Origin of the sequence: Streptomyces sp. NPDC050534 (assembly GCF_044457745.1) — a bacterium.
Lineage (GTDB): Bacteria > Actinomycetota > Actinomycetes > Streptomycetales > Streptomycetaceae > Streptomyces.
This window is the reverse complement of record NZ_JBITHF010000001.1, coordinates 532030-553275: the sequence shown is the minus strand read 5'-3', so window position 1 is coordinate 553275 and position 21246 is coordinate 532030. Positions and strand designations below refer to the sequence as shown.

Here is a 21246-nt window from a genome sequence, read left to right as displayed (position 1 = left end):
GCAAGCGCTTTGAACTGTGACCTTTGCAACGCAGCGTAATCGGAATCCGACCACTTCGCAGCGGAGCGGGAGCGTGATCAGTCACGCAGACCGTTGAACCTGCCCTGGTGGTAGAGGAGCGGCCGGCCGGGCCCGGCGGGATCGCCGAGCACGACCTCGGCGACCACGATGCGCTGGTCCGCCGCCGGTACGCGCCCGACGACCCGGCACACCAGCCAGGCGAGGACGTCGTCGAGGACGGGCACGCCCTCGGGGCCCTCGCGCCAGTTCGTGGGCGCCCCGAAGCGGTCGGCGCCGCTGCGGGCGAAGGTGGCGGCCAGCTCCTGCTGGTGCTCGCCGAGTATGTGGACGCCTATGTGCCCGGCCGAGGAGATCGCCGGCCAGCTGGAGGCGCCGGTGCTGATGCCGAAGGAGACCAGCGGGGGCTCGGCGGAGACCGAGGTGAGGGATGTGGCGGTGAAGCCGACCGGCCCGGCGTCGCCTCGCGCGGTGATCACGGCGACGCCCGCGGCGTGCCGCCGGAAGACGGAGCGCAGCAGGTCGGGCGAGGCGAGCTGAGGGGTTCGGGTCGCGAGGTCGGGCGTGGCCGTCATGGAATTGTCCTTCTGGGCAGAGGGGCGAACCGGTCCGTGGCTGCTCAACAGCCCGGACAGCACGCGCTCGCGGTGCGCGCCAGATCGACGTGGGCCCGCCCGTAGAGAAGGAGTTCCGAAGGCATACGGTCAGGCTGACGATACGTGGCGCGCACAGTCAAGTACGTTCCGGCATCTGGGAGATGCCTCACCCCGCGGCAGCGGACCGTCAGACCGCCTCCCCGAGGGCGGCGATGACGTCGGCCTTGCGCGGCTGGCCGGTGGCCCGGCGGACGACCCGGCCCTCGGCGTCGAGGACCAGCACGGTCGGGGTCTTGAGGATGTCGAGTTCGCGTACGAGATCCAGGTGGTCCTCCGCGTCGATCTCGACATGGGTCACACCCTGGACCAGCCCGGCCACCTCGCCGAGGACGCGCCGCGTGGCCCGGCACGGAGCGCAGAACGCGCTGGAGAACTGCACGAGCGTGGCCCGCTCACCGAGCTCGCCGCCCAGCTCGGCCGCCCCGAGCCGCTTCCCGTCGTCGCGCCCACGCACGCGTACCCTCCCGCTCCGCCGCCGATGAAGCATTCCGTAGGCGCTCGCCGCCACGAGCACCACCGCGCACACCACAAGTCCTGTCATCACCTGCACAAGCATTCACGAGACTGCAAAGATTCCCGCCTCCCCAGAGCTTTTCCTTTGCGGAATGCTTGATTCATGGACATCGACGTGAGGGGCCCCCGCTTCGGGGCCGCCGTGACGACCGTGGTTCTCGCGGTCGTGCTGATCACCGGGAGCGCCTGGCTGCTGGCCTGGCAGACGCTGGCGTTCGCGCTGGGCGCGGCGGGCGGGGTCGGGCGCTCACCGTACGGCTGGCTGTACCGCAAGGCCGTCCGGCCCCGGATCGGGCCGCCCACCGAATTCGAGCCGCCGGAGCCGCCGCGCTTCGCGCAGGCGGTGGGGCTGGTCTTCGCGGGCGTGGGGCTGGTCGGTTTCGCGCTGGGAGTGACCTGGCTGGGGCTCGTGGCGACCGCCGCCGCGCTGGCCGCCGCGTTCCTCAACGCGGCCTTCGGCTACTGCCTGGGGTGCGAGATGTACCTGGTGGTACGCAGGCTCATTACGTGATGAGTATCTCGCCACTCTCGGGCACCAGGACTGGCCACCCACTCGTTACTTGGGGCACGATCTGCGCAATGCCGTAAACCTACGGCTGCGTAACTTCCGCGCCGGGGGAACCCTGCCCAGGCAGAGAGAAGGGGTTCGACCCATCCATGGCTGAGCTTGTCTACAGTCCCGTCATCGGCCTTGCCAAAACGCTGTTCAAGGCCTGGGATCTCAAGATCGACTGCAAGGGGTCGGAGAACATCCCCCGCTCGGGTGGCGCCGTGCTGGTGAGCAACCACATCAGCTACCTGGACTTCATCTTCGACGGGCTCGCGGCGCTGCCGCAGAAGCGTCTGGTCCGCTTCATGGCCAAGGAGTCCGTCTTCCGGCACAAGATCTCCGGGCCGCTGATGCGCGGCATGAAGCACATCCCGGTGGACCGCAAGCAGGGCGAGACGGCGTACGCCCACGCGCTGCAGTCGCTGCGCTCCGGCGAGATCGTCGGCGTCTTCCCCGAGGCCACCATCTCGCAGTCCTTCACCCTGAAGAGCTTCAAGTCGGGTGCCGCGCGCATGGCCCAGGAGGCCGGTGTCCCGCTCATCCCGATGGCGCTGTGGGGCACGCAGCGGCTGTGGACCAAGGGCCACCCGCGCAACTTCAGGCGCAGCCACACCCCGATCACCATCCGGGTCGGCGAGCCGGTGGAGGCGCCGCAGGACCAGTACGCGGGCGCCATCACCCGGCGGCTGCGCGAGCGCGTCCAGGAGCTCCTGGAGGCCGCACAGCGCGCCTATCCCGTACGCCCCAAGGGCCCGGACGACACCTGGTGGATGCCGGCCCACCTCGGCGGTACGGCACCGACTCCCGAGCAGGTGAAGGCGGCCGAGGCCGGCTGAATCGTCACGCCGGACCGGCTCAGAGCGCGCTCGGGAGCGTCTGCCGGAGGTGCTGCCGGTCCCGGGCCGCCCGCAGTGCGCCGAGTACGGCCGGGTGGGGTTCGGCGTACAGCAGCGGGTGGTCCAGCTCGCCGGACTCCGGGTCGGGGGTGAAGGCCAGCCGCTCGCCCTCCAGGGAGAACCGGGCGTCCACACCCGGCTTGTTGCCCCGGGGGTCCTGGCGGTGCCAGGCGCCGTTGAAGCGCACGGCGACCAGGCCGTGGAGCACGTCGAACTTCTGGTAGCAGAGCGCGGTCGGGATGTCCTCGGCGCGCAGCAGGGCCGCCAGCGCGTGCGCCTTGGCATAGCAGATGCCGGTGCGCTGCTCCAGGACGTCGGAGGCGCGCCAAGTGACCCGCGGGTCACCGGAATCCTGCGAGTGCGGGATGGTGTCCCGTACGAACTCGAACGCCAGGCGTGCATAGACATACGAGTCCGCCGCACTACTGGCCAGCTCTGCGGCCGTCTTCCGCACCAGCGGGTGGTCGTGGTCGATGACCTCGTCGGCGGCCAGGTACGCGGACAGGTCGGGGTTGTGCTGGATCAGCTCCATGCCCGCAGAGCATAAGAATGCGATCACTCGACAGTCAATGACTTTTCGAGTGATCGCATACCTATGCAGTGCCGCCTAGTGCCGCGCCATCTCCTCCTTGAGCGCCGCCACGAACGCGTCCACGTCGTCCTCGCTCGTGTCGAAGGCGCACATCCAGCGCACGACGCCGGCCGCCTCGTCCCAGAAGTAGAACCGGAACTTCTTCTGCAGACGCTCGCTCACGTCGTGCGGGAGCTTGGCGAAGACGCCGTTGGCCTGCACCGGGTAGAGGATCTCCACGCCGTGCACGGCGCGCACGCCCTCGGCCAGCCGCTGGGCCATCTCGTTGGCGTGGCGGGCGTTGCGCAGCCACAGGTCCTTGGCGAGCAGCGCCTCCAACTGCACCGAGACGAAGCGCATCTTGGAGGCCAGCTGCATCGACAGCTTGCGCAGGTGCTTCATGTGGCTGACGGCGTCCTGGTTGATCACGACGACCGCCTCGCCGAAGATCGCGCCGTTCTTCGTCCCGCCCAGGGAGAGGATGTCGACGCCGACCGCGTTGGTGAACGTCCGCATCGGGACGTCGAGCGACGCGGCCGCGTTGGCTATGCGGGAGCCGTCCAGGTGCACCTTCATGCCGTGCGCGTGGGCGTGGTCGCAGATCGCCCGGATCTCGTCCGGCGTGTACAGGGTGCCGAGCTCGGTGCTCTGGGTGATCGAGACGGCCTGCGGCATGGCGCGGTGCTCGTCGTCCCAGCCGTACGCCTGCTTGTCGATCAGCTCCGGTGTGAGCTTGCCGTCGGGGGTGGGCACGGTGAGCAGCTTCAGGCCGCCCATGCGCTCCGGCGCCCCGCCCTCGTCGACGTTGATGTGGGCGCTCTCCGCGCAGATCACCGCGCCCCAGCGGTCGGTGACCGCCTGGAGCGCGACGACGTTCGCGCCGGTGCCGTTGAAGACCGGGAACGCCTCCGCCGTGGAGCCGAAGTGGCTGCGCACGAGGTTCTGGAGGTTCTCGGTGTAGTCGTCCTCGCCGTACGCGACCTGGTGCCCGCCGTTGGCCAGGGCCAGCGCGGCGAGCACCTCCGGGTGGGCCCCGGCGTAGTTGTCACTGGCGAAACCGCGGACCTCCGGGTCGTGATGGCGACGCGCGTCGGTCTTCGGGGGGTTCACGGCTTCTCGGTCAGCCACAGACGCTTTCCGTTCACTTCGGCGGCGGGCTTGCTCCAGACGCCGACGACGGCGTCGGCCAGGTCCTTGACGTCCGTGAAACCCGCGAACTTCGCGTTGGGGCGGTCGGCACGCATCGCCTCGTGCACCAACGCCTTCACCACCAGGATCGCAGCCGCCGACGTCGGCCCGTCGGCGCCTCCCGCCTTGCGGAAGAAGTCGGCCAGGGCCAGCGTCCACGCCTCGGCGGCGGCCTTGGCGGCGGCGTACGCGGCGTTCCCGGCGGTCGGATTGCTGGCGCCGGCCGCACTGATCAGGACGTACCGTCCGCGGTCGCTGCGCAGCAGTGCCTCGGAGAAGGCCAGCGAGGTGTTCTGCACCGTGCGGATGAGGAGCAGCTCCAGGAAGTCCCAGTCGTCGAGGCTGGTCTTGATGAAGGTCTCGCTGCCGCGCCAGCCGCCGACGAGGTGGACCAGGCCGTCGACGCGGCCGAACTCCTTCTCGGTGTGCTGGGCCCACTCCTTGGTGGCCTCCAGGTCCAGCAGGTCGACGGTCTCACCGGTGACGGTGGCACCGCCGGACGCGTAGCGGGCCGCGTCCACGGCCTCCGCGAGCCGCTCGGGATCGTTGTCCGCGGCGACCACGGTCGCACCCGCCTCGGCCAGCCTGAGCAGTGCCGCGCGCCCGGCAGGACCGCCTCCGCCGGCGACCGCGATCACCGCACCGCTGAGAGCTCCGTTCCCCGCCATAGTCTTCGCCTCCTGAGCAGTGTTCTGGGTACCGCGGTCGCTCACGCGGCGACCCGCTCGGCGCTCTCCGCCGTGATGCCCTTCGTGGAGGCGATCACGTTCTTCAGCTTCTTGGAGAGGACCTCATAGAACATGCTCAGCGGAAACTCGTCAGGAAGCACGTCATCGACGAGCTTTCGCGGCGGCAGCGTCAGGTCGAGGGCATCGGGGCCCTTGGCCCAGCGGGAGCCGGGGTGCGGGGCGAGGTAGGTCGAGACCAGCTCGTAGCCGGCGAACCAGTGCACGAGCTTGGGGCGGTCGATGCCGTCGCGGTAGAGCTTCTCGATCTCGGCGCACAGCTGGTTGGTGACCTGCGGGGCGCGCTGCCAGTCGATGAGCAGCTTGTTGTCGGTCCAGCGGATGACGTCGTGCTTGTGCAGGTAGGCGAAGAGCAGCTGGCCGCCGAGGCCGTCGTAGTTGCGCACGCGCTCGCCGGTGACCGGGAAGCGGAACATGCGGTCGAAGAGCACCGCGTACTGCACGTCACGGGCCTGCGGGACGCCGTCGGCCTCCAGCTTCACGGCCTCCTTGAAGGCGGTGAGGTCGCAGCGCAGCTCCTCCAGGCCGTACATCCAGAACGGCTGCCGCTGCTTGATCATGAACGGGTCGAAGGGCAGGTCGCCGTGGCTGTGGGTGCGGTCGTGGACCATGTCCCACAGCACGAAGGCCTCCTCGCAGCGCTTCTGGTCGTGGACCATCGCGGCGACGTCCTCGGGCAGCTCGATGCCCAGGATGTCCACGGCGGCGTCGGTGACCCGGCGGAAGCGGGCGGCCTCGCGGTCACAGAAGATGCCGCCCCAGGAGAATCGTTCCGGCGCCTCGCGCACGGCGATGGTCTCGGGGAAGAGGACGGCGGAGTTGGTGTCGTAACCGGCCGTGAAGTCCTCGAACGTGATGCCGCAGAACAGCGGGTTGTCGTAGCGGGTGCGCTCGAGCTCGGCCAGCCACTCGGGCCACACCATGCGCAGCACGACCGCCTCGAGGTTGCGGTCGGGGTTGCCGTTCTGCGTGTACATCGGGAAGACGACCAGGTGCTGCAGGCCGTCCGCACGGTGCGCGGCGGGCTGGAAGGCCAGCAGCGAGTCGAGGAAGTCGGGTATCTCGAAGCCGCCCTCTGCCCACCGGTACAGGTCCTTGGCCAGGGCCTCGTGGTAGTCGCTGTCGTGCGGAAGCAGCGGGGAGAGCTCCCGCACGGCCTCGACGACACGCCGCACGGCGGCCTCGGCGTCCGCGCGCTCGGGGGCGCCCTCGGCCTCGAAGTCGATCGACCCGTCCTTGGACTGCCATGGCCGGATCAGCTCCACGGCATCCTTGAGCACCGGCCACGCCGGGTGCTCGACCACCCTGGTCGCGGGAGAAACCTGTTCCCCCATAGCCGCCTGCACAAGAATTTCCGTCATGTCCCATCCTCCACGGGAGAAGCTCGCGTATCGAGACCGTACACATACGAGCTTCCTTCCAGCAAGGGAAGCCTCGGGAGATTATCCTGTGCAACCGCATGGTCACCGAAGTTTTTTCTGCCGGATGCGGTGAAGGCCGCCGTTCCGGGTATACGTGCCCCTCGCGGGGTACGAGTCTGAGGTCAATGTCCGCAGGACTCGCCCACGCCAGGGTGATCGCGCCCGGCGGCACGGGCCGGATTCCCGCCGTACGCCACGCCAATCCCCTGTGTACGAGCGGGTTCATCGCGAGACGGGGCCGTTAGGCTGCGGCTCTGCCCGTGTGGCCGTCCGCTCCGGTCCGCGCGCATGCCGAGCCGCCGTCGACGGAAGCGAGTTGAACCTTGAACTTCCTTACCATCGGTCACCGCGGAGTCATGGGTGTCGAGCCCGAGAACACCCTCCGTTCCTTCGTCGCCGCCCAGCACGCCGGGCTCGACGTGATCGAACTCGATCTGCATCTGAGCAAGGACGGCGCCCTCGTCGTCATGCACGACACGGACGTGGACCGCACGACCGACGGCACCGGCCCGATCGCCGAGAAGACCCTCGCCGAGCTGCGCGCCCTGGACGCGGGCCGCGGGGAGCACGTCCCGGTCTTCGAGGAGGTCCTGGAGGCGGTCAGGTCGCCGCTCCAGGCCGAGATCAAGGACGTGCAGGCCGCCAGGGCCCTCGCCGAGGTCATGCTCAGCCGGGACCTCGTCTCGCGGGTCGAGGTGTCCTCGTTCCACGACGAGGCGGTCGCCGAGATCGCCCGGCTGGTGCCCGGCGTACGGACCGCGCTGATCGGCAGCCGCTACGGCACCGACATCGTGGACCGCGCCGTCGAAGCAGGCGCCTCGACCGTCTGCCTCAACATCCGCCGCCTGACGCTGGAGATCGTGGAGATGGCCCGCAAGGCGGACCTGAAGATCATCGGCTGGGTGGTGAACACACAGGACCAGCTCCGTCTCGTACGGGCCCTGCAGCTGGACGGCGCGACCACCGACTACCCGGAGATCAAACGCACCGGCCGCTTCACCGCGTGAGCGGCCGCCCGAGCGTCACGCCAGCTCCTTGACCAGCAGCTCGAACTGCAGGTCGTCGCGCTGCGGGATGCCGAAGCGCTCGTCGCCGTACGGGAACGGCGTCATCCTTCCCGTACGGCGGTAGCCGCGGCGCTCGTACCAGGCGATGAGGTCCTCGCGCACGGAGATCACGGTCATGTGCATCTCGCGCACCCCCCACGTCTCGCGCGCCGCCCGCTCCGCCTCCGCGATGATCACCTTGCCGAGGCCGGTGCCCTGCAGCTGCGGGCTGACGGCGAACATCCCGAAGTAGGCGTACGCACCGCGGTGTTCGAGCTGGCAGCAGGCGATCACGACGCCGTCCCGCTCGACCGTCAGCAGCCGGCTGTCGGGCGACTTGATGACGTCGAGCACGCCCTCCGCGTCGGTGCGCTGCCCCTCCAGGATGTCCGCCTCGGTGGTCCAGCCGGTCCGGCTCGAGTCCCCGCGGTAGGCCGACTCGATCAGCGCGACCAGGACGTCCACATCGGCGTCGATGGCGTCACGGAACGTCAGTCCGGTGGCGGCGGTGTCCATGGTGCGGCTCTCCGATCTCAAGCGCGGCGCGGGCACCGAAGAGAGTAACGCCGCCAGTAGGCTCCGGATGCATGGTGCATGTTCTGAGCAGCCGGACCCTGCTCCGGCCCACCGATCCCGAGCGCTCGCGGCGGTTCTACGGCGAGCAGCTGGGGCTGGCCGTCTACCGCGAGTTCGGTACGGGACCCGAGCGCGGCACGGTGTACTTCCTCGGCGGTGGCTTCCTGGAGGTCTCCGGACGGTCGCAGGCGGGGCCCTCCCCGGCCGTGCGGCTGTGGCTGCAGGTCGTGGACGCGGCCGCGGCGCACGAGGAGCTCCTGGCCAAGGGGGTCGAGATCGTGCGCCCGCCGGTCAAGGAGCCCTGGGGGCTGGTCGAGATGTGGATCAGGGATCCGGACGGGACGCGGATCGTGCTCGTCGAGGTGCCGGAGGACCATCCGATCCGCTACCGGCCCGGCATCTGATGCTGCCAGCGGCGGTCGGTACGGGTCAGCTCCCGGAAACCGGCGCCCAGCAGTAGCCCGATCGCCGCCTCGTCGTCGGCGGATTCGTAGGCGAGGAGGCGGTCGACGCCACACAGGCGGAGCCAGTCGGCGGCCTGGGCGAGAAGGTGACGCTCCAGGTCCTCCGCGTGCGAGGCGGGGCCGACGTGCAGGTTGCCGATGTCGGCGGGGCCCGTCGCGCGGACATGACGCTCGGGACGGCCCAGCGCTGTGTCGACCTCGATGAAGCCGAGGGGGGCGCCCTCGCCGTCGCACGCCGTGAAACGGGTGCCGCACTCCCCCACCGTGCGCGTGAAGCTCGGGCCCGCCGTGGGTTCGGGCGCCGGCAGGTCGGCCACCCGCGCGATCAGGACGGCCTCCGTGTCGCCGATGTGCCGGAAGCCGGAGCGCTCGTAGAGGGCGCGCACGTGGGGCCAGTTGCGGGGCAGGCCGTAGACGGCAGGTGCCGGGAGGGCGCCGTCCGCGTATCGGGTCCGGACGCCCCAGCGGGCGAACTGGGCCAGGCACGCGGCCATCAGACCGTCCGCGGCGGCCTCGGAGTGCGGCCGGAAGGACGCCGGCGGCCAGTGGACGAACCAGTCGATCTCCCCGGCGTCCCGGTAGGTCTCGCCGACCTCCTCGCCGTCGCGGTAGCGCAGCAGGTGGGCGGCGGCCACGACGGCGCGGCGCTGCTCGGCGACGAGCGTGACGCGTTCGCCGACCCAGGGGTCGGTGATGGCCTCGCCGGGCTGCCGCTCCAGGTCGCTGAGGACGGTGTTGACCGAGACGGAGACGCCGGGCACGACGGCGCAGACGTGCGCGTTGACCAGGTCGGTGAGCTGGTCGCGGTCGTCGCGGCGGAAGGGGCGCACCGTGAACGCGGGCATGCGGGAACCTCCGGGCACGAAGGGATGGGCTGGAGGCCGCCATACGGTGCGGTACGGGGCGAGCCTACTGCGCACGCCGGCCTTGAGCGGCCGCGGACAGCAGCCTTCCTTGGGCCCGCCCCCGTCACGACAGGGCCCCTGGGACGAGCGGTGTCACCGTGACCTGGTCGATCACCGGGGCGTACGCCGAGCGCTGTCCGTACGCGTTACGGCTCCTGCCGTCGAAGTCGGGGAGTTCGTCGGCGGTGAAGGTGATCGTGTTGGTGCCCTGGTTCAGGGTGACGGGGACGGAGAGGTTCCAGAAGTTGTTGAAGTGGAAGGTGGTGGGGAACAGGGCGCGGTGCGGGGCGGCTTCGTTGACGGAGATGTCCGCGTGGCGGCAGACCGGGTCGGGGTTGTAGTGGGTGGCGGGCGCCTGCTCGCCGTTGGAGTAGCGGATCGTGAGCGCGTGGCGTCCGGCGCGCCGGACGGTCACCGTCAGGGTGAGCGCATTGCCGGGACCGGCTCCGACGCCGTCGACCGCCTTGCCGCCCGTGGCGTACGAGTAGCCCGTCACGCGCGCGGTGCCGGTCAGGGTGCCTTCCTCGGCGGCGGCGACGGACGTGGGCAGCAGTCCGCGGGACGGGGCGACGCACAGCCGGCCCACGACGAGACGTTCCGAAGTCCCGGTCACCGTCACCTTGTTGATGCCCCCGGCCAGGAACAGCGGGACGGCGTCCCGTCGCACGCGCCCGAGCTCCTCGCCGTTGACCGTGAGCAGGCCCTCGCCGGGCCCGAGCAGGTCGACGGTGACCGTCGCCTCGTCGTCGTCCGCGGCGTGCACCCAGAAGGTGACGGTGCCCCCGCGAGGGACGACGGCGGCACCGGGGCCGGAGGCGCCCGGCTGGGCGTACGTGGGCCGGGCGCCCGCGCCGAGCTCCGCGTACTCGGCCTCGTACACGTCCTCGCGCTCCTCACGCTCCTCGCGTGGGATCAGGTCCAGCTTGTCGACGACCGCGTCTCCCCTGGTCGCGCCGAGGTCGGGATCCTGTGCGGCGAGGGTGATGCGGTGCGGGCCCGCGGTCAAGCGGGCCTCGGTGCCGGTGTGGCCCCAGACCGCCCACTTGTAGCCGAGCGGCAGTCGCAGCTCGCGCGGGTCCTCGCCGTCGATGCGCAGGAAGACGTTGGTGGGGCCGTTCTCGCGTACCAGGTCGGCCAGGTTGTGGGAGTTCGCGAACACCCGGATGTCGTACGTCCCGTCCCGCGGGGCCTCGACGTCGAAGGCGAGCACGCCGTCGGAGCCGGTGCGCAGGCCGCCGATGTGATGGCGGCCGGAGGTCGCGAACTTGTCGACGGCGGAAGGGGAACCCTCGGGGCCGTTCTTCGTGCGGCCGCCGCCGCTGTAGACGGCGTCCTCGGCCAAGTATGTACGCCGACGGGCGGCCGGGGGCGGCAGGAGCGTGACGCCGTTGCCTCCGGGCGCGACGGTCAGGAGGTAGGCGGACATCTCGTCGAGATCGCTCACGGGCAGCGCCACCCGGCCTTCCGTAACGGGCAGTTCGGTGTCGAGCAAACGCAACGGCCGCTCACACGCGCCGACCTGGCCGCTCCAGGGGATCTCCTCGAGCCTCAGGTGGACGGTGCCGCCGAACACGTCCGCGTCGACACCCGTGAACACGAGGTCCGCGGCGCCGCTCGCGCCGCCGAACAGCAGCCGGGCCTGCCTCTTGTGCCGGTCGAGCGTGGCGACGCCCTGAAGCGTGTACTGCACGTTGGGCTGCGGCGGGGTGACACGGACCGTGTCGCCGCTCATCCGGCCGTAGGCGTTGAACAGCCACCACTGGCCGTTGCCCTTGTTGGCCTCCACCGCCGAGTCGTTGAGGTTTCCGGCGATGTTCCAGTACGCCATGTCGGCGTCGACCTTGGACTCCTCGACGGCGGCGATCCACTGGATCATCTGCCCGGGCACGGACAGGTGGTAGTTGTGCGCGTACTCGTTGAGATTGACGGGCAGCGGCCCGATGCCCAACTCCCGCTCCAGCTCACGGTACTTGGCGACGTTTGTGCGCACCTCGTCGGGTGCGGACAGTTCGTGCCAGGTGATCACGTCGGGGAGCACGCCGTGGTCGCGCGCGAACTCCAGGAAACCGCGCACCTCGGGGTAGAGGACGCAGGTGTTGGGGCCGGCGATGCGCGCCTCGGGGTCGAGGCCCTTGATCAGGTGGTACGTCTCCTGCCAGGCCGCGAAGAAGTGGCGCGGGTCGGTACGCCAGCAGACGCCGTCGTAGCTCCACTCCCCCTCGCCGAACATGTTGCCCTCGGGCTCGTTGAACGGCACATACACGACATGGGACTTGAGGGTCCCCAGCGTCTGCGTCTGTGCGACGTGGCGGCGGACGGCCGCCAGGTAGGCGCCGAGCCGTTCCTCGCCGGTGGCGCCCGGCCACTCGTAGGGGAAGCCGCGATGGATGTCGCTGAGGTAGACGTAGACGTCCCGGCCGCCCGCCGCGACGAAGGGCGGCAGGATCTCCAAGGCGTCGGCGCCGGGATGCTGGATGCCGTCCTGGGCCTTGGTGCTGACCGTGCGGACGTACATGCCCTCGACGACGGTGCGGCTGGGCACGCCGTCGCCGTACAGGCCGTAGAGCGTGCCGCTCGCGCCGCCGTGGAAGGGGCCCGTGTCGGCGTCCAGGTCGACCGTCAGCGTCCGAGGTGTCACGGCATCCCCTTGTCGTTCGACATGTCGTACGCCAGTCGGCGAACCGAACCGGCTTGGCCGAACGTAGGGAGTGGACGTCGATCACGTCAACGGTCCGCCACCTCCGAGAAGTGCGGAGGCGGCGGCTGTTCAGGCCCGCAGCGCGCCGGGGCGCCCCTCGAGCCTGCCCAGCAACTCGCCGAGGAGTCCGGCCAGTTCGCCCTGTCCCTGCCCGTCGAGGACGGCCAGTACGGCCGTCTCGTAGGACAGTTGCTCGGGGAGGATGCCGTCGACGAGGTCGCGGCCGGCGTCCGTGAGGCGGACGTGGGCCACGCGGCGGTCACGGGTGTCGCCGCGGCGCTCCACCAGGCCGCGCTCGGTCAGCTGCTTCAGGCGCTTGGTGACGGCGGCGCCCGAGGAGAAGGTCTCGCGGGCCAGTTCGCCCGGGGTCAGCTCGTGGCCGGTGCGGCGCAGCGCGCCCAGCAGGTCGAACTCGGGACGGCTGAGGCCGGCCCGGCGCAGCGGCGCGTCCTCGGCCTGCTGGAGGAGTGCGGCGCAGCGGTTGATGCGGCCGATGATCTCCATGGGGCCCGTGTCGAGGTCGGGGTGGACGGCCTGCCACTGCCGCACGACCGCGGAGACGGTGTCCTCGCCCCTGCTCGCCCCCGCCTTCCGTCCGTTCGGTGCCGTCATGGCCGTGCGCCCTCCGCTTCGCCGCTCAGGCGCAGCCCCTGGTGCCGCACCGTAGCCGCGAGCGTACGGTGTCCGGCCTGCTCGGCGCGCACGACCCGCTCCTGGGGCAGGGCACGCTGCCACCACTCGCCGGAGGCGGCGTCGACGGTGGCGCGCAGCTCGGCCAGGGCCGCGGCGAGCGCCCGGCGGGCGGACTCCACGGCAGTGGGCGCGGGGGCGGCCTCGGCCAGGAGCCGCGCGGTGTGCTCGCGGGCGCGTTCGGCCGCGCTCAGCGCGTGCTCGACACGGTCGCCGGAGCGCCGGTTGGTGACGGCGACCGCGGCGAGGAAGCCGACCAGGGCGCCGACGACGGTGTCGACGACCCGCTCGGTGATCAGGAGTCCGGGCTCCTGGAATCCGGTGAACTCGGTGATGAGCAGCGCCATCGGGGTCACGCAGACGGTGCCGAGCCAGTAGTTGCGGCCGATCAGCGCCTCGGCGCCGAAGTTGAAGGCGAGACAGCACAGCACGAGGGCGGCCGGGCCGAGGTGGGCGAGCGGGACGACGGCGGCGAAGAGGAGGACGCCGAGGAGGTTGCCGACGACGCGCTGGACGCCCCGGGTCCAGGTGAGGGCGAGGTTGGCCTGGTAGAGGGAGGCCGCGGTGACCAGCGCCCAGTAGGGGCGGCCGACGCCGAGGGCGAGGGAGGCGTAGCCGGCGAGGGCGCAGCCCAGGGCGGTGCGGACGGCGATCGGGGCGAGCGGGCCGAGCCGCGCCCACAACGGGCGGGCCGGGGCGGCGAGTTCGGCCTGCACGCCGAGGAGTTCCCCGGCTGCCGCCGGGTCATGGACCTGCGGGACGGGGCCGGTACCGGTCAACTCGCGCGCCCAGGTACGCAGTTGCTCCGCATCGGTGTCGGCGGGGGCGGCGAGGGCGACCTCGGCACGGACGACGAGGCGTTCGAGGCCGCGCCGGGTGCGGGTGTCGCCGGCCGCCAGGAGCGACTGCCAGGCGGCCTGTACGGCGGCCGCCGCCACGGCACGCGCGCGGGCGTGACCGTCCGCGGTGCCGCGCGTGGCGGCGTGGGCGGCCGCGGCCTTCAGGGCTCCCGCGGTGGCCCGGCGCTCGGGGCCGTGCGGGCGCAGCAGCCCGGGCGCCATGCCGACGAGCCAGGACCACGCGCCCGCGGCAACGGCCAGCGCGAGGTGGCCGGGGACCTGGCCGAGCGTCTGCGGGGCGAAGAGGGAGGCGGAGGTGATGAAGGTCAGGACCACGTTGCCGGGCGGCCCGACGCGGCTCGCGTCGCACAGCGCCTTCTGCAGTGCGGCCAGCAGGGCGCCGACCGTGACGAGCACGACGGCGCTGGACGTGAGCGAGGCGGCGACCAGGGAGACCGCGAGGCCGCCGACCATGCCGAGCACCACCCAGGCCAGGACGCGGGCCCGGGCGGCGTAGGGGCGGTTGTGGGCGTACAGCGCGCACAGCGACCCGGCCATGGTGTACATCGCCAGGTCGAGGCGCCCGAGGGCCAACAGGAGCAGGTTGGGCGGGGCGACCGAGGCGACCACGCTCAGCGCGGGCTTGAACCAGATGTCCGCGGGCCTGCCGAGGCCCAGGACGCCGGCGAGGGGGAGGCGGCGGGTGCGCGGGGCGGGGGCGGAGGTCGCTGGGGTCATGTGACATAACATTAGCAGGTGTTTTACTCGTAAACGAATTCGACGACCGATCTCTCCTCACCGCTCACCTGCTGTGCTCCCTCGAATGCTCCCCGTGTACACCCTTGCGCTTGCGTGCGCGCCGCATGGCGTGGGCAGCCACGGACTGTCGACACCGTCGAGCGGGGAGGTACGCGTGCACGGACCGGCTTCGCCCGGCTGGCTGCTGGTCGCCTTGTGTGCGGCGACCGGGGCCTACTGCCTCTTGCGGATGAGCAGCACGGTCGAGGAGCAGCGACGGTCCGCGGGCGGCGAGGCGCTGATGGGCTTCGGCATGGCCGCGATGGCCGTGCCGGCCGCGGTGTTCAGCCCGCCGGCCTGGACCTGGCCGCTCTACGCGGCCGTCTTCGGCGCCGCCGCGCTGCGCGCCCTGTGGTCGGCGCGGTCGAGCCCGCACCATCTGCACCATCTGGTGGGCGCCTCGGCCATGGTCTACATGGCTGTCGTGATGGCCCTGTCCCCCGACCACCACGCGGGTCACGGCACGACGTCCGGGGTGCCCCTGCTGACCGGGGCGCTCCTGCTCTACTTCACGGGATACGTGCTGCTGTCGGGCGTGCGGCTCGTGCCGGTGGCGGCGGGCGGCGGGGCCGTGGGGTGGGGCGACCGTCCGGAGCTGGCCAAGGCGTGCCGGCTGTCGATGGGGATCGCGATGGTGGCGATGCTGATCACGCTCTGATCCGGCGCGCCCCTTCGTGCGAGGTCGCGCGAGGTCGTACGAAGGCATACGAGGTCGTACGAGGTCGCATGAGCTCGTGCGAGGTCGTACGAGCCGAGCCGAGGCGCCCGTTCGGGCAACCGTTGATTGCGTCACTTTGCGCGACAGACCGTATGCCGGGCCCGCGTCCGCTTCTAGGGTGATCGTCATGATGGTCCCCGCGGCACTGCTGCTGCTCGGCGCGCTGACCGCCGTCGTGGCCCCCCGGCTGCTCGCCCGGGCGGACTGGCAGGACCGTGAACCGGTGGTCGCGCTGTGGGTGTGGCAGTGCGTGGTGGCCGCCGTCCTGCTGTGCTGCGCGCTGTCGATGACCCTCAGCGCCGCGACCGCCTGGCAGGCGGTGCGCGGCCATGTGTTCGCCGGAGCGCCGCACGGGGTCGTGGACGCCTACGCGCTCGGCGCCACCGGCCCCTGGGCCGCGGCGACCGCGGTGACGCTCGCGTCCGCCGGCCTGTGGAGCGGAACCATGCTGGTGAGAGAGGTCCTGCGAGCGCGTGCCCGCCGCCGGCGGCGGGCGGATGAACTCCAGCTCCGTGCCCCGCTGTTGCCCGGCGAGGAGCCGGCGGGCGGCCGGCTGGTCGTGCTGGAGGGCGAACGGCCCGACGCCTGGTGGCTGCCGGGAGCCGCACCCCAGCTCGTCGTCACCACCGCCGCGTTGCGCCGGCTGAAGGGCCGGCAGCTGGACGCCGTCCTCGCCCACGAGCAGGGGCACGCTCGGGCCCGGCACGACTGGCTGCTGCACTGCTCCGACGCGCTGGCGGGCGGGTTCCCGCAGGTACCGGTGTTCGCGGCGTTCCGCGCCGAGATGCACCGCCTGGTCGAGCTCGCCGCCGACGACGTGGCCTCCCGCCGCCACGGCCGTCTCACGACCGCGCTCGCGCTCGTCGAGCTCAACGAGGACCGGGGCGTGTTCGGCCCCTCGCCAGGCCCGCGGGCGCACGTTCCGCAGCGGGTGCACCGGCTGCTCGGCGCGCCCGACCGGCTGCCGGCGCTCCGGCGCCTGGGGCTGACGGCGACCGCCGCGCTGGTGCCCGTGGTACCGGTGCTGGTGGCGTTCGTACCAGGGCTACGGGCGCTGGGATAGGCGCGGCCCGTCCGGGTACTGGTTTCGCATCTCACCGGACGGCGAGGACCACCTTATGCACCATTCGCCCGTCGAATCCCCCGAACGCGCGCCGGCTCCTTCCGTCGCAGGCCGTGCCGCAGCCGTCCTCGCCGTGTGCTCGGTGCTGCTGCTCGTCCTGGTCGCGATCCGCTGGCATCCGCTGATCGGCGTCGACGGCGACATCTCGCGCACCACGCACCACTGGGCCGTCCACGAGACCGGCCTCACCCACACGTTCCGCATCCTCACGGACTGGGTCTGGGATCCGTTGACGATGCGTCTGGTGGTTGCGGCCGCCGTGGTGTGGCTGGTGTGGCGGCGCTCGGCGTGGTGGACGGCGCTGTGGCTGGCAGCGGCCGTCATCGTGGGCGCCCTGCTGCAACAGGGCCTCAAGGCCGCGGTCGACCGCCCGCGCCCGGTCTGGCGCGACCCCGTCGACTCGGCCCATTACGCGTCCTTCCCTTCGGGCCACGCGATGACCGCCACGATCGTCTGCGGCCTGCTGCTCTGGCTCCTGCACCGCTACGGCCCCGGCCGCGCCCTGTGGCGTACGGCGCTGGCGGTGGGGCTCGTCTCCGTCCTCGGGGTGGGCCTCACGCGCGTGTGGCTGGGCGTGCACTGGTCCTCCGACGTGCTGGGCGGCTGGCTGCTGGGAGCGACGGTCGTGGCGCTGGCGGTGGCGGTCCACCGCCGCCAGCAGCCGTGACTCCGGCCTCTCCTGGCCCGCGATCTTCCTGGGCACTCGACCGCACCCGTAAGATCCACACATGATGATGGCTGTCCTGTTCGACTTCTCCGGCACCCTGTTCCGCATCGAGTCCACCGAGTCCTGGCTGCGCGCGGTGCTCGACGAGGCCGAGATCGCGCTGCCCGAGGCCGAGTTGAGCCAGGCGGCCAAGGCGCTCCACGTGGCGGGGGCACTGCCCGGCGGGGCGCCTCCGGCGCAACTGCCCGACAGCCTCGCCGAGATGTGGCCGATCCGGGACCGGAGCGCCGAGCTGCATCGGGCCGCGTACACCGGCCTCTCCCGCCAAGTGCCGCTGCCCGAGCCGGCGTTGCACGACGCGCTGTACGACCGGCACATGACGCCGGCGGCGTGGGCGCCGTATCCCGACGCCGCCGAGGTGCTGTACGGGCTGTGCGAGCGCGGGATCGGCATCGGCGTGGTCAGCAACATCGGCTGGGACCTGCGCCCCATCTTCCGCGAGCACAACCTCGACCGGTTCGTGGACACGTACGTCCTGTCGTACGAACACGGCATCCAGAAGCCCGACCCCCGGCTGTTCGCGGTGGCCTGCGAGGCGCTCAAGGTCGAGCCGAAGGACGTGCTGATGATCGGGGACGACCGGCGGGCCGACGGCGGCGCCGCGGCCCTCGGGTGCCGGGTGCACATGGTGGACCACCTGCCGGCGAGCGAACGGCCGGACGCGCTGCGGGCCGTGCTGGACCTGGTGGACTGAGCGGCGACGGAGCCGGCGGACGGGGCGGTACGGGCTCGGGACCGCCCGTCTGCCGCCGCCGCCCGCTCACTCCAGGTAGCCCTCCACCTGCGACGACGGACGCGCCGCCGCCTCGTCGGGGTTCCCCCCGTACTCCGTCTTCGCACGCCGCTGGCGCAGGAGATCCCAGCACTGGTCGAGCTCGCGCTCCAGGTCGCCGAGGCGCTGACGTTCGGTCGTGCTGTCGATCTCGCCGGCCGAGAGGGACGTACGCAGCTTGCGCTCGTTCTCGACCATCTCCGTGATCCTGGCCAGGATCTGCTGGTCCTGTTCCATCTCCGCAGGCCTCCTCCGCTCGGCATTCGTGCCCACTTTAGGGACGGGCGGGCCGTTGTGCGACGGGAGTGCGGAGGTCCGGACACGATCCGGGAAGTAGCCTGAGGACACTTTATGGGCGATGTGACCGCCCGCCTGAGGCGATCCCCCGCGTCGCCCCAGACGGACGGCAGCCCTGACCAGCCCCTACGGAGCACCGATCGTGGACGCTGCTGAGTATAGTTGGCTGGCAGCCAGTCAACGCAGGAGTCAAGCATGTCCCCGCGCAGCGCGTCGGTCAATGAAGAGTTGCGGCGGCGTTCCCGCGAGCGGCTTCTGCAGGCGGCCGTCGAACTGGTCGGTGAGCGTGGGTACGAGGCGACGACGCTCGCCGACATCGCCGACAGAGCCGGCTCGGCGCGCGGTCTGGTCTCGTACTACTTCCCGGGAAAGCGCCAGCTCGTGCAGTCCGCGGTGCACCGGCTGATGCACCGCACGCTGGAGGAGGCGGTGGAGCGGGAGCCGCGCAGCGAGGACGGCCGGGAGCGGATGGCGCGGGCGATCGACGCGATCCTGGGTCTGGGCCGGGACCGGCCCGTGCTGATGCGCCAGCACATGGCGGGGCTGCTCCAGGCGGAGGGCTTCGTGCAGTGCCCGGAGCAGCAGCGCCTGGCCGAACTGCTGCGGGACGCGGTCGCCCGGCACGGGTCGCAGGACGTCGACGGGGACTACCCCATGATGCGGTCCCTGCTGATGGGCGCCGTCTACGCGATGGTGCTGCCGAACGTCCCGATGTCGCTCACGACGCTGCGGGCCGAGCTGTTCAAGCGCTACCGGCTGGACTGGGAGATGGGCACACCGCCGGGCAGCGGCGCTGCGGCCGCCGCGGGGAGCGGCGACTCGGACCTGTCACGGTTCTTCGCGACCGGCGAGGAGCCGGGCGATCGGCCGGACCTGCCGGAGCCGTCCAACTCCGCTGATCGATCTGGGCAGTTGTAGGCGTCCGTCACTAAGAGGCGGACCGACGTCGCACATGACGGGGTGTCAGGAACCCGGAGTCGCGCGCCTGTGAGATCAGCCGTAGCGACCTGCGACGGCTGTGCCCGGTCGCGCACATCACCGCGAGAACGGGGTCGGCGCCCTGTTGCTGCGCGGTGCGGTACTCCTGAGCGATGCGGCGCCGGCCCTCGATGCCCGGGGGCCAGACGGGGCGGCCCCGGCGGGAGCTCGCGGACGTGAGGTGCTCCGCGGCCGGACCGGGTCCGGGGACGCAGGCCAGGAAGAGCGGTTCCTCGAGCCAGTCGCCGAGTTCCGCGAGGTCGTCCAGGGACAGGGGCGGCTGGGCCCGGACCTCTTCCAGCGAGACGGCCCCGTCGCCGACCACGGCGAGCACGTCGATGCGGGCACCGTCGCCGAAGCCCAGCCGGACGGTGTACCACGTCGTGGTGCGCTCGTCCTCCCGCACTTCCCACGCGGGCCATACGGACACGGTGCCATCCGTCGGACAACGATCAGAAAGATTAAGAAAGGATGCTTCTAGCACACGCGGTACGTAACCACCTGATCACATACCGCAAGGGTGGACACGCACGTTCATACCGTGCCTGCACCCTGTCAGCGGAGCAGCGGCGGTGCGATGCTGGAGACGTCAGCGATCTCCTCTCGTAAGGAGTTCCGCCTTGTTGCGTGTCGCCGTCGTCGGCGCCGGGCCGAGCGGGGTCTACACCGCGCAGAATCTCGTCCAGCTCGACTCCGACGTGCGCGTCGACGTGATCGACCGGCTGCCGTGCCCCTACGGCCTGGTGCGCTACGGCGTCGCACCCGACCACGAGAAGATCAAGTCACTGCAGAACAACCTGCGTACGGTCCTGGAGCACGAGCGGGTGCGCTTCCTCGGCGCGGTGCGGGTGGGCCGCGGCGGGCTGCCCGCGGCGAGGCTGAAGAAGCTGTACCACGCGGTCGTGTACTGCGTGGGTGCCGCCACCGACCGCCATCTCGGCATTCCCGGCGAGGATCTGCGGGGCAGTTGGTCGGCGACGCAGTTCGTGTCCTGGTACAGCGCCCATCCGGACGCCGCGGACGACGGTTTCCTGCGTGACGTACGGTCGGCCGTGGTGATCGGCGTGGGGAACGTCGCGGTGGACGTCACCCGGATGCTGGCCCGGGGTCCGGCGGAACTGAGCCCGACCGACATGCCGCAGGCGGCGCTTCGCGCGCTGGCCGCGAGCCGGGTGGGCGACATCCACATGGTGGGCCGGCGTGGACCGTCCCAGGCCCGCTTCACCACCAAGGAGCTGCGCGAGCTGGGTGGCCTCCCGGGTGCCGGACTCCTCGTGGATCCCGAGGAGTTGGCGCTCGATCCCGGGTGCGCGGATCTCTCCGCGCTGCCGGCGGCGCAGCGGCGCAACGTGGAGGTGCTGAGCGGCTGGGCCCAGGTGCCGCCCGAGGACGCCCCGCGCCGTATCCGGCTGCGCTTCTTCCTTCGCCCGGTCGAACTGCTCGCCGACGGGGGTACTTCCCGCTCGGACGGAGCCGGGAGTCGGGAAGGGCGCGTGGGCGCCGTGCGCTTCGAGCGGACGGAGCCCGACGGGCGGGGCGGTGTTCGGGGCACGGGCCGATTCGAGGACGTCGAGGCGCAGTTGGTGCTTCGGTCGGTGGGGTATCGCGGAGTTCCGCTGGAGGGGCTGCCGTTCGACGCGTCGAGCGGCACCGTGCCGCACGTCGCGGGGCGCGTCGTACGGGCGGGCGCGGTCGCGCCGGGCGAGTACGTGGCGGGCTGGATCAAGCGCGGCCCGACGGGCGTGATCGGCACCAACCGTCCGTGCGCCAAGGAGACGGTGCTGTCGCTGCTGGACGACGCCTCCGCACTCGCACGCCAGCGGCCGCCGACGGATCCGGTCGCGGCGCTGCGCGCGGAGGGTGCCGAGCCCGTCGAGTGGTCGGGATGGCAGGCGATCGAGCGGGCCGAGGCCGCCCTCGGGGCGTCGCTGGGCCGCGGTGTCGTCAAGCTGGCGGACTGGGAGTCGCTGCTGGCGGCGGCGCGGACGGCGAGTGCACCGCAGGCGCCGTAGGGGAGTCGGAGACCGGTAGGTGGGCAGGACACACATCGGCAACA

Annotated in this window: 23 protein-coding genes; 10 read left to right on the top strand and 13 right to left on the bottom strand. The window is 71.5% G+C overall.

From position 1 onward, the window contains the following. Positions 1-77 precede the first annotated feature (77 nt). Positions 78-593, bottom strand: a complete 516-nt coding sequence (locus ACIBN2_RS02480) for a flavin reductase family protein (RefSeq protein ID WP_399132235.1) — start codon at positions 591-593, stop codon at positions 78-80. Positions 594-801: 208 nt separating this feature from the next. Further along, entirely contained in the window at positions 802-1215 is a 414-nt protein-coding gene (locus ACIBN2_RS02475; RefSeq protein ID WP_399132868.1) for a TlpA family protein disulfide reductase, read from the bottom strand. Positions 1216-1290: 75 nt separating this feature from the next. Between ACIBN2_RS02475 and ACIBN2_RS02470 the strand changes: the two genes are divergently transcribed. Both ACIBN2_RS02470 and ACIBN2_RS02465 read left to right on the top strand, forming a co-directional pair. Then, a complete protein-coding gene (locus ACIBN2_RS02470) occupies positions 1291-1698 on the top strand; it encodes a DUF4395 domain-containing protein (protein ID WP_399132234.1) in 408 nt (135 codons plus the stop codon). Positions 1699-1844: 146 nt separating this feature from the next. After that, positions 1845-2573, top strand: coding sequence for a lysophospholipid acyltransferase family protein (locus ACIBN2_RS02465; RefSeq protein WP_399132233.1), 729 nt, complete (start codon positions 1845-1847; stop codon positions 2571-2573). A gap of 19 nt (positions 2574-2592) precedes the next feature. On the opposite strand, the gene ACIBN2_RS02460 is transcribed toward ACIBN2_RS02465, so the two are convergent. The 4 genes from ACIBN2_RS02460 to ACIBN2_RS02445 form a co-directional block, all read right to left on the bottom strand. Next, positions 2593-3165: a transglutaminase domain-containing protein gene (locus ACIBN2_RS02460; protein WP_399132232.1), complete on the bottom strand. Its 573-nt coding sequence runs from the start codon at positions 3163-3165 to the stop codon at positions 2593-2595. 75 nt (positions 3166-3240) lie between these two features. After that, positions 3241-4314, bottom strand: a complete 1074-nt coding sequence (locus ACIBN2_RS02455) for a threonine aldolase family protein (RefSeq protein WP_399132231.1) — start codon at positions 4312-4314, stop codon at positions 3241-3243. After that, positions 4311-5060, bottom strand: coding sequence for an SDR family NAD(P)-dependent oxidoreductase (locus ACIBN2_RS02450; protein WP_399132230.1), 750 nt, complete (start codon positions 5058-5060; stop codon positions 4311-4313). Before ACIBN2_RS02450 ends, ACIBN2_RS02455 begins: the two co-directional genes overlap by 4 nt. Positions 5061-5101: 41 nt before the next feature. Next, positions 5102-6499, bottom strand: a complete 1398-nt coding sequence (locus ACIBN2_RS02445; RefSeq protein WP_399132229.1) for a DUF6421 family protein — start codon at positions 6497-6499, stop codon at positions 5102-5104. A 383-nt stretch (positions 6500-6882) separates the two neighbouring features. Between ACIBN2_RS02445 and ACIBN2_RS02440 the strand changes: the two genes are divergently transcribed. Continuing rightward, positions 6883-7566: a glycerophosphodiester phosphodiesterase gene (locus tag ACIBN2_RS02440; RefSeq protein ID WP_399132228.1), complete on the top strand. Its 684-nt coding sequence runs from the start codon at positions 6883-6885 to the stop codon at positions 7564-7566. Between the two features lie 15 nt (positions 7567-7581). Here ACIBN2_RS02440 and ACIBN2_RS02435 read toward each other — a convergent pair whose 3' ends face one another. Continuing rightward, positions 7582-8121 (bottom strand): GNAT family N-acetyltransferase, encoded by a 540-nt coding sequence (locus ACIBN2_RS02435; RefSeq protein WP_399132227.1) that lies wholly within the window; start codon positions 8119-8121, stop codon positions 7582-7584. 71 nt (positions 8122-8192) lie between these two features. On the opposite strand from ACIBN2_RS02435, the gene ACIBN2_RS02430 reads away from it, so the two are divergent. Then, the gene (locus ACIBN2_RS02430) at positions 8193-8585 is read left to right on the top strand and encodes a VOC family protein (RefSeq protein ID WP_399132226.1); all 393 of its coding nucleotides are present in this window, start codon (positions 8193-8195) and stop codon (positions 8583-8585) included. On the opposite strand, the gene ACIBN2_RS02425 is transcribed toward ACIBN2_RS02430, so the two are convergent. The 4 genes from ACIBN2_RS02425 to ACIBN2_RS02410 form a co-directional block, all read right to left on the bottom strand. Further along, the gene (locus tag ACIBN2_RS02425; RefSeq protein ID WP_399132225.1) at positions 8567-9490 is read right to left on the bottom strand and encodes a GNAT family N-acetyltransferase; all 924 of its coding nucleotides are present in this window, start codon (positions 9488-9490) and stop codon (positions 8567-8569) included. The two genes, ACIBN2_RS02430 and ACIBN2_RS02425, sit on opposite strands and share 19 nt — an antisense overlap. 124 nt (positions 9491-9614) lie before the next feature. Then, positions 9615-12188, bottom strand: a complete 2574-nt coding sequence (locus ACIBN2_RS02420) for a cellulosome protein (protein WP_399132224.1) — start codon at positions 12186-12188, stop codon at positions 9615-9617. 129 nt (positions 12189-12317) lie between these two features. Then, complete coding sequence (locus ACIBN2_RS02415; protein WP_399132223.1) at positions 12318-12860, bottom strand: MarR family winged helix-turn-helix transcriptional regulator; 543 nt, start codon at positions 12858-12860, stop codon at positions 12318-12320. After that, the gene (locus ACIBN2_RS02410; RefSeq protein WP_399132222.1) at positions 12857-14515 is read right to left on the bottom strand and encodes an FUSC family protein; all 1659 of its coding nucleotides are present in this window, start codon (positions 14513-14515) and stop codon (positions 12857-12859) included. The genes ACIBN2_RS02415 and ACIBN2_RS02410 overlap by 4 nt, the downstream gene beginning before the upstream one ends. A gap of 175 nt (positions 14516-14690) precedes the next feature. Between ACIBN2_RS02410 and ACIBN2_RS02405 the strand changes: the two genes are divergently transcribed. From ACIBN2_RS02405 to ACIBN2_RS02390, 4 genes are all read left to right on the top strand, one after another. Further along, a complete protein-coding gene (locus tag ACIBN2_RS02405) occupies positions 14691-15233 on the top strand; it encodes a DUF5134 domain-containing protein (protein ID WP_399132221.1) in 543 nt (180 codons plus the stop codon). A 187-nt stretch (positions 15234-15420) separates the two neighbouring features. Beyond that, a complete protein-coding gene (locus ACIBN2_RS02400) occupies positions 15421-16356 on the top strand; it encodes a M56 family metallopeptidase (protein ID WP_399132220.1) in 936 nt (311 codons plus the stop codon). A gap of 55 nt (positions 16357-16411) precedes the next feature. After that, positions 16412-17083, top strand: a complete 672-nt coding sequence (locus ACIBN2_RS02395) for a phosphatase PAP2 family protein (protein ID WP_399132219.1) — start codon at positions 16412-16414, stop codon at positions 17081-17083. 64 nt (positions 17084-17147) lie between these two features. Further along, positions 17148-17837: an HAD family hydrolase gene (locus tag ACIBN2_RS02390; protein WP_399132867.1), complete on the top strand. Its 690-nt coding sequence runs from the start codon at positions 17148-17150 to the stop codon at positions 17835-17837. Between the two features lie 66 nt (positions 17838-17903). Here ACIBN2_RS02390 and ACIBN2_RS02385 read toward each other — a convergent pair whose 3' ends face one another. Beyond that, the gene (locus ACIBN2_RS02385) at positions 17904-18152 is read right to left on the bottom strand and encodes a DUF2630 family protein (protein ID WP_399132218.1); all 249 of its coding nucleotides are present in this window, start codon (positions 18150-18152) and stop codon (positions 17904-17906) included. A 255-nt stretch (positions 18153-18407) separates the two neighbouring features. Here ACIBN2_RS02385 and ACIBN2_RS02380 point away from each other — a divergent pair, with 255 nt between their 5' ends. Next, entirely contained in the window at positions 18408-19130 is a 723-nt protein-coding gene (locus ACIBN2_RS02380) for a TetR/AcrR family transcriptional regulator (protein ID WP_399132217.1), read from the top strand. 10 nt (positions 19131-19140) lie between these two features. Here ACIBN2_RS02380 and ACIBN2_RS02375 read toward each other — a convergent pair whose 3' ends face one another. Beyond that, the gene (locus tag ACIBN2_RS02375) at positions 19141-19620 is read right to left on the bottom strand and encodes a DUF6214 family protein (protein ID WP_399132216.1); all 480 of its coding nucleotides are present in this window, start codon (positions 19618-19620) and stop codon (positions 19141-19143) included. Between the two features lie 190 nt (positions 19621-19810). Between ACIBN2_RS02375 and ACIBN2_RS02370 the strand changes: the two genes are divergently transcribed. Then, on the top strand, positions 19811-21202 hold the full coding sequence (locus tag ACIBN2_RS02370; RefSeq protein ID WP_399132215.1) for an FAD-dependent oxidoreductase: 1392 nt from the start codon (positions 19811-19813) through the stop codon (positions 21200-21202). Positions 21203-21246 lie beyond the last annotated feature (44 nt).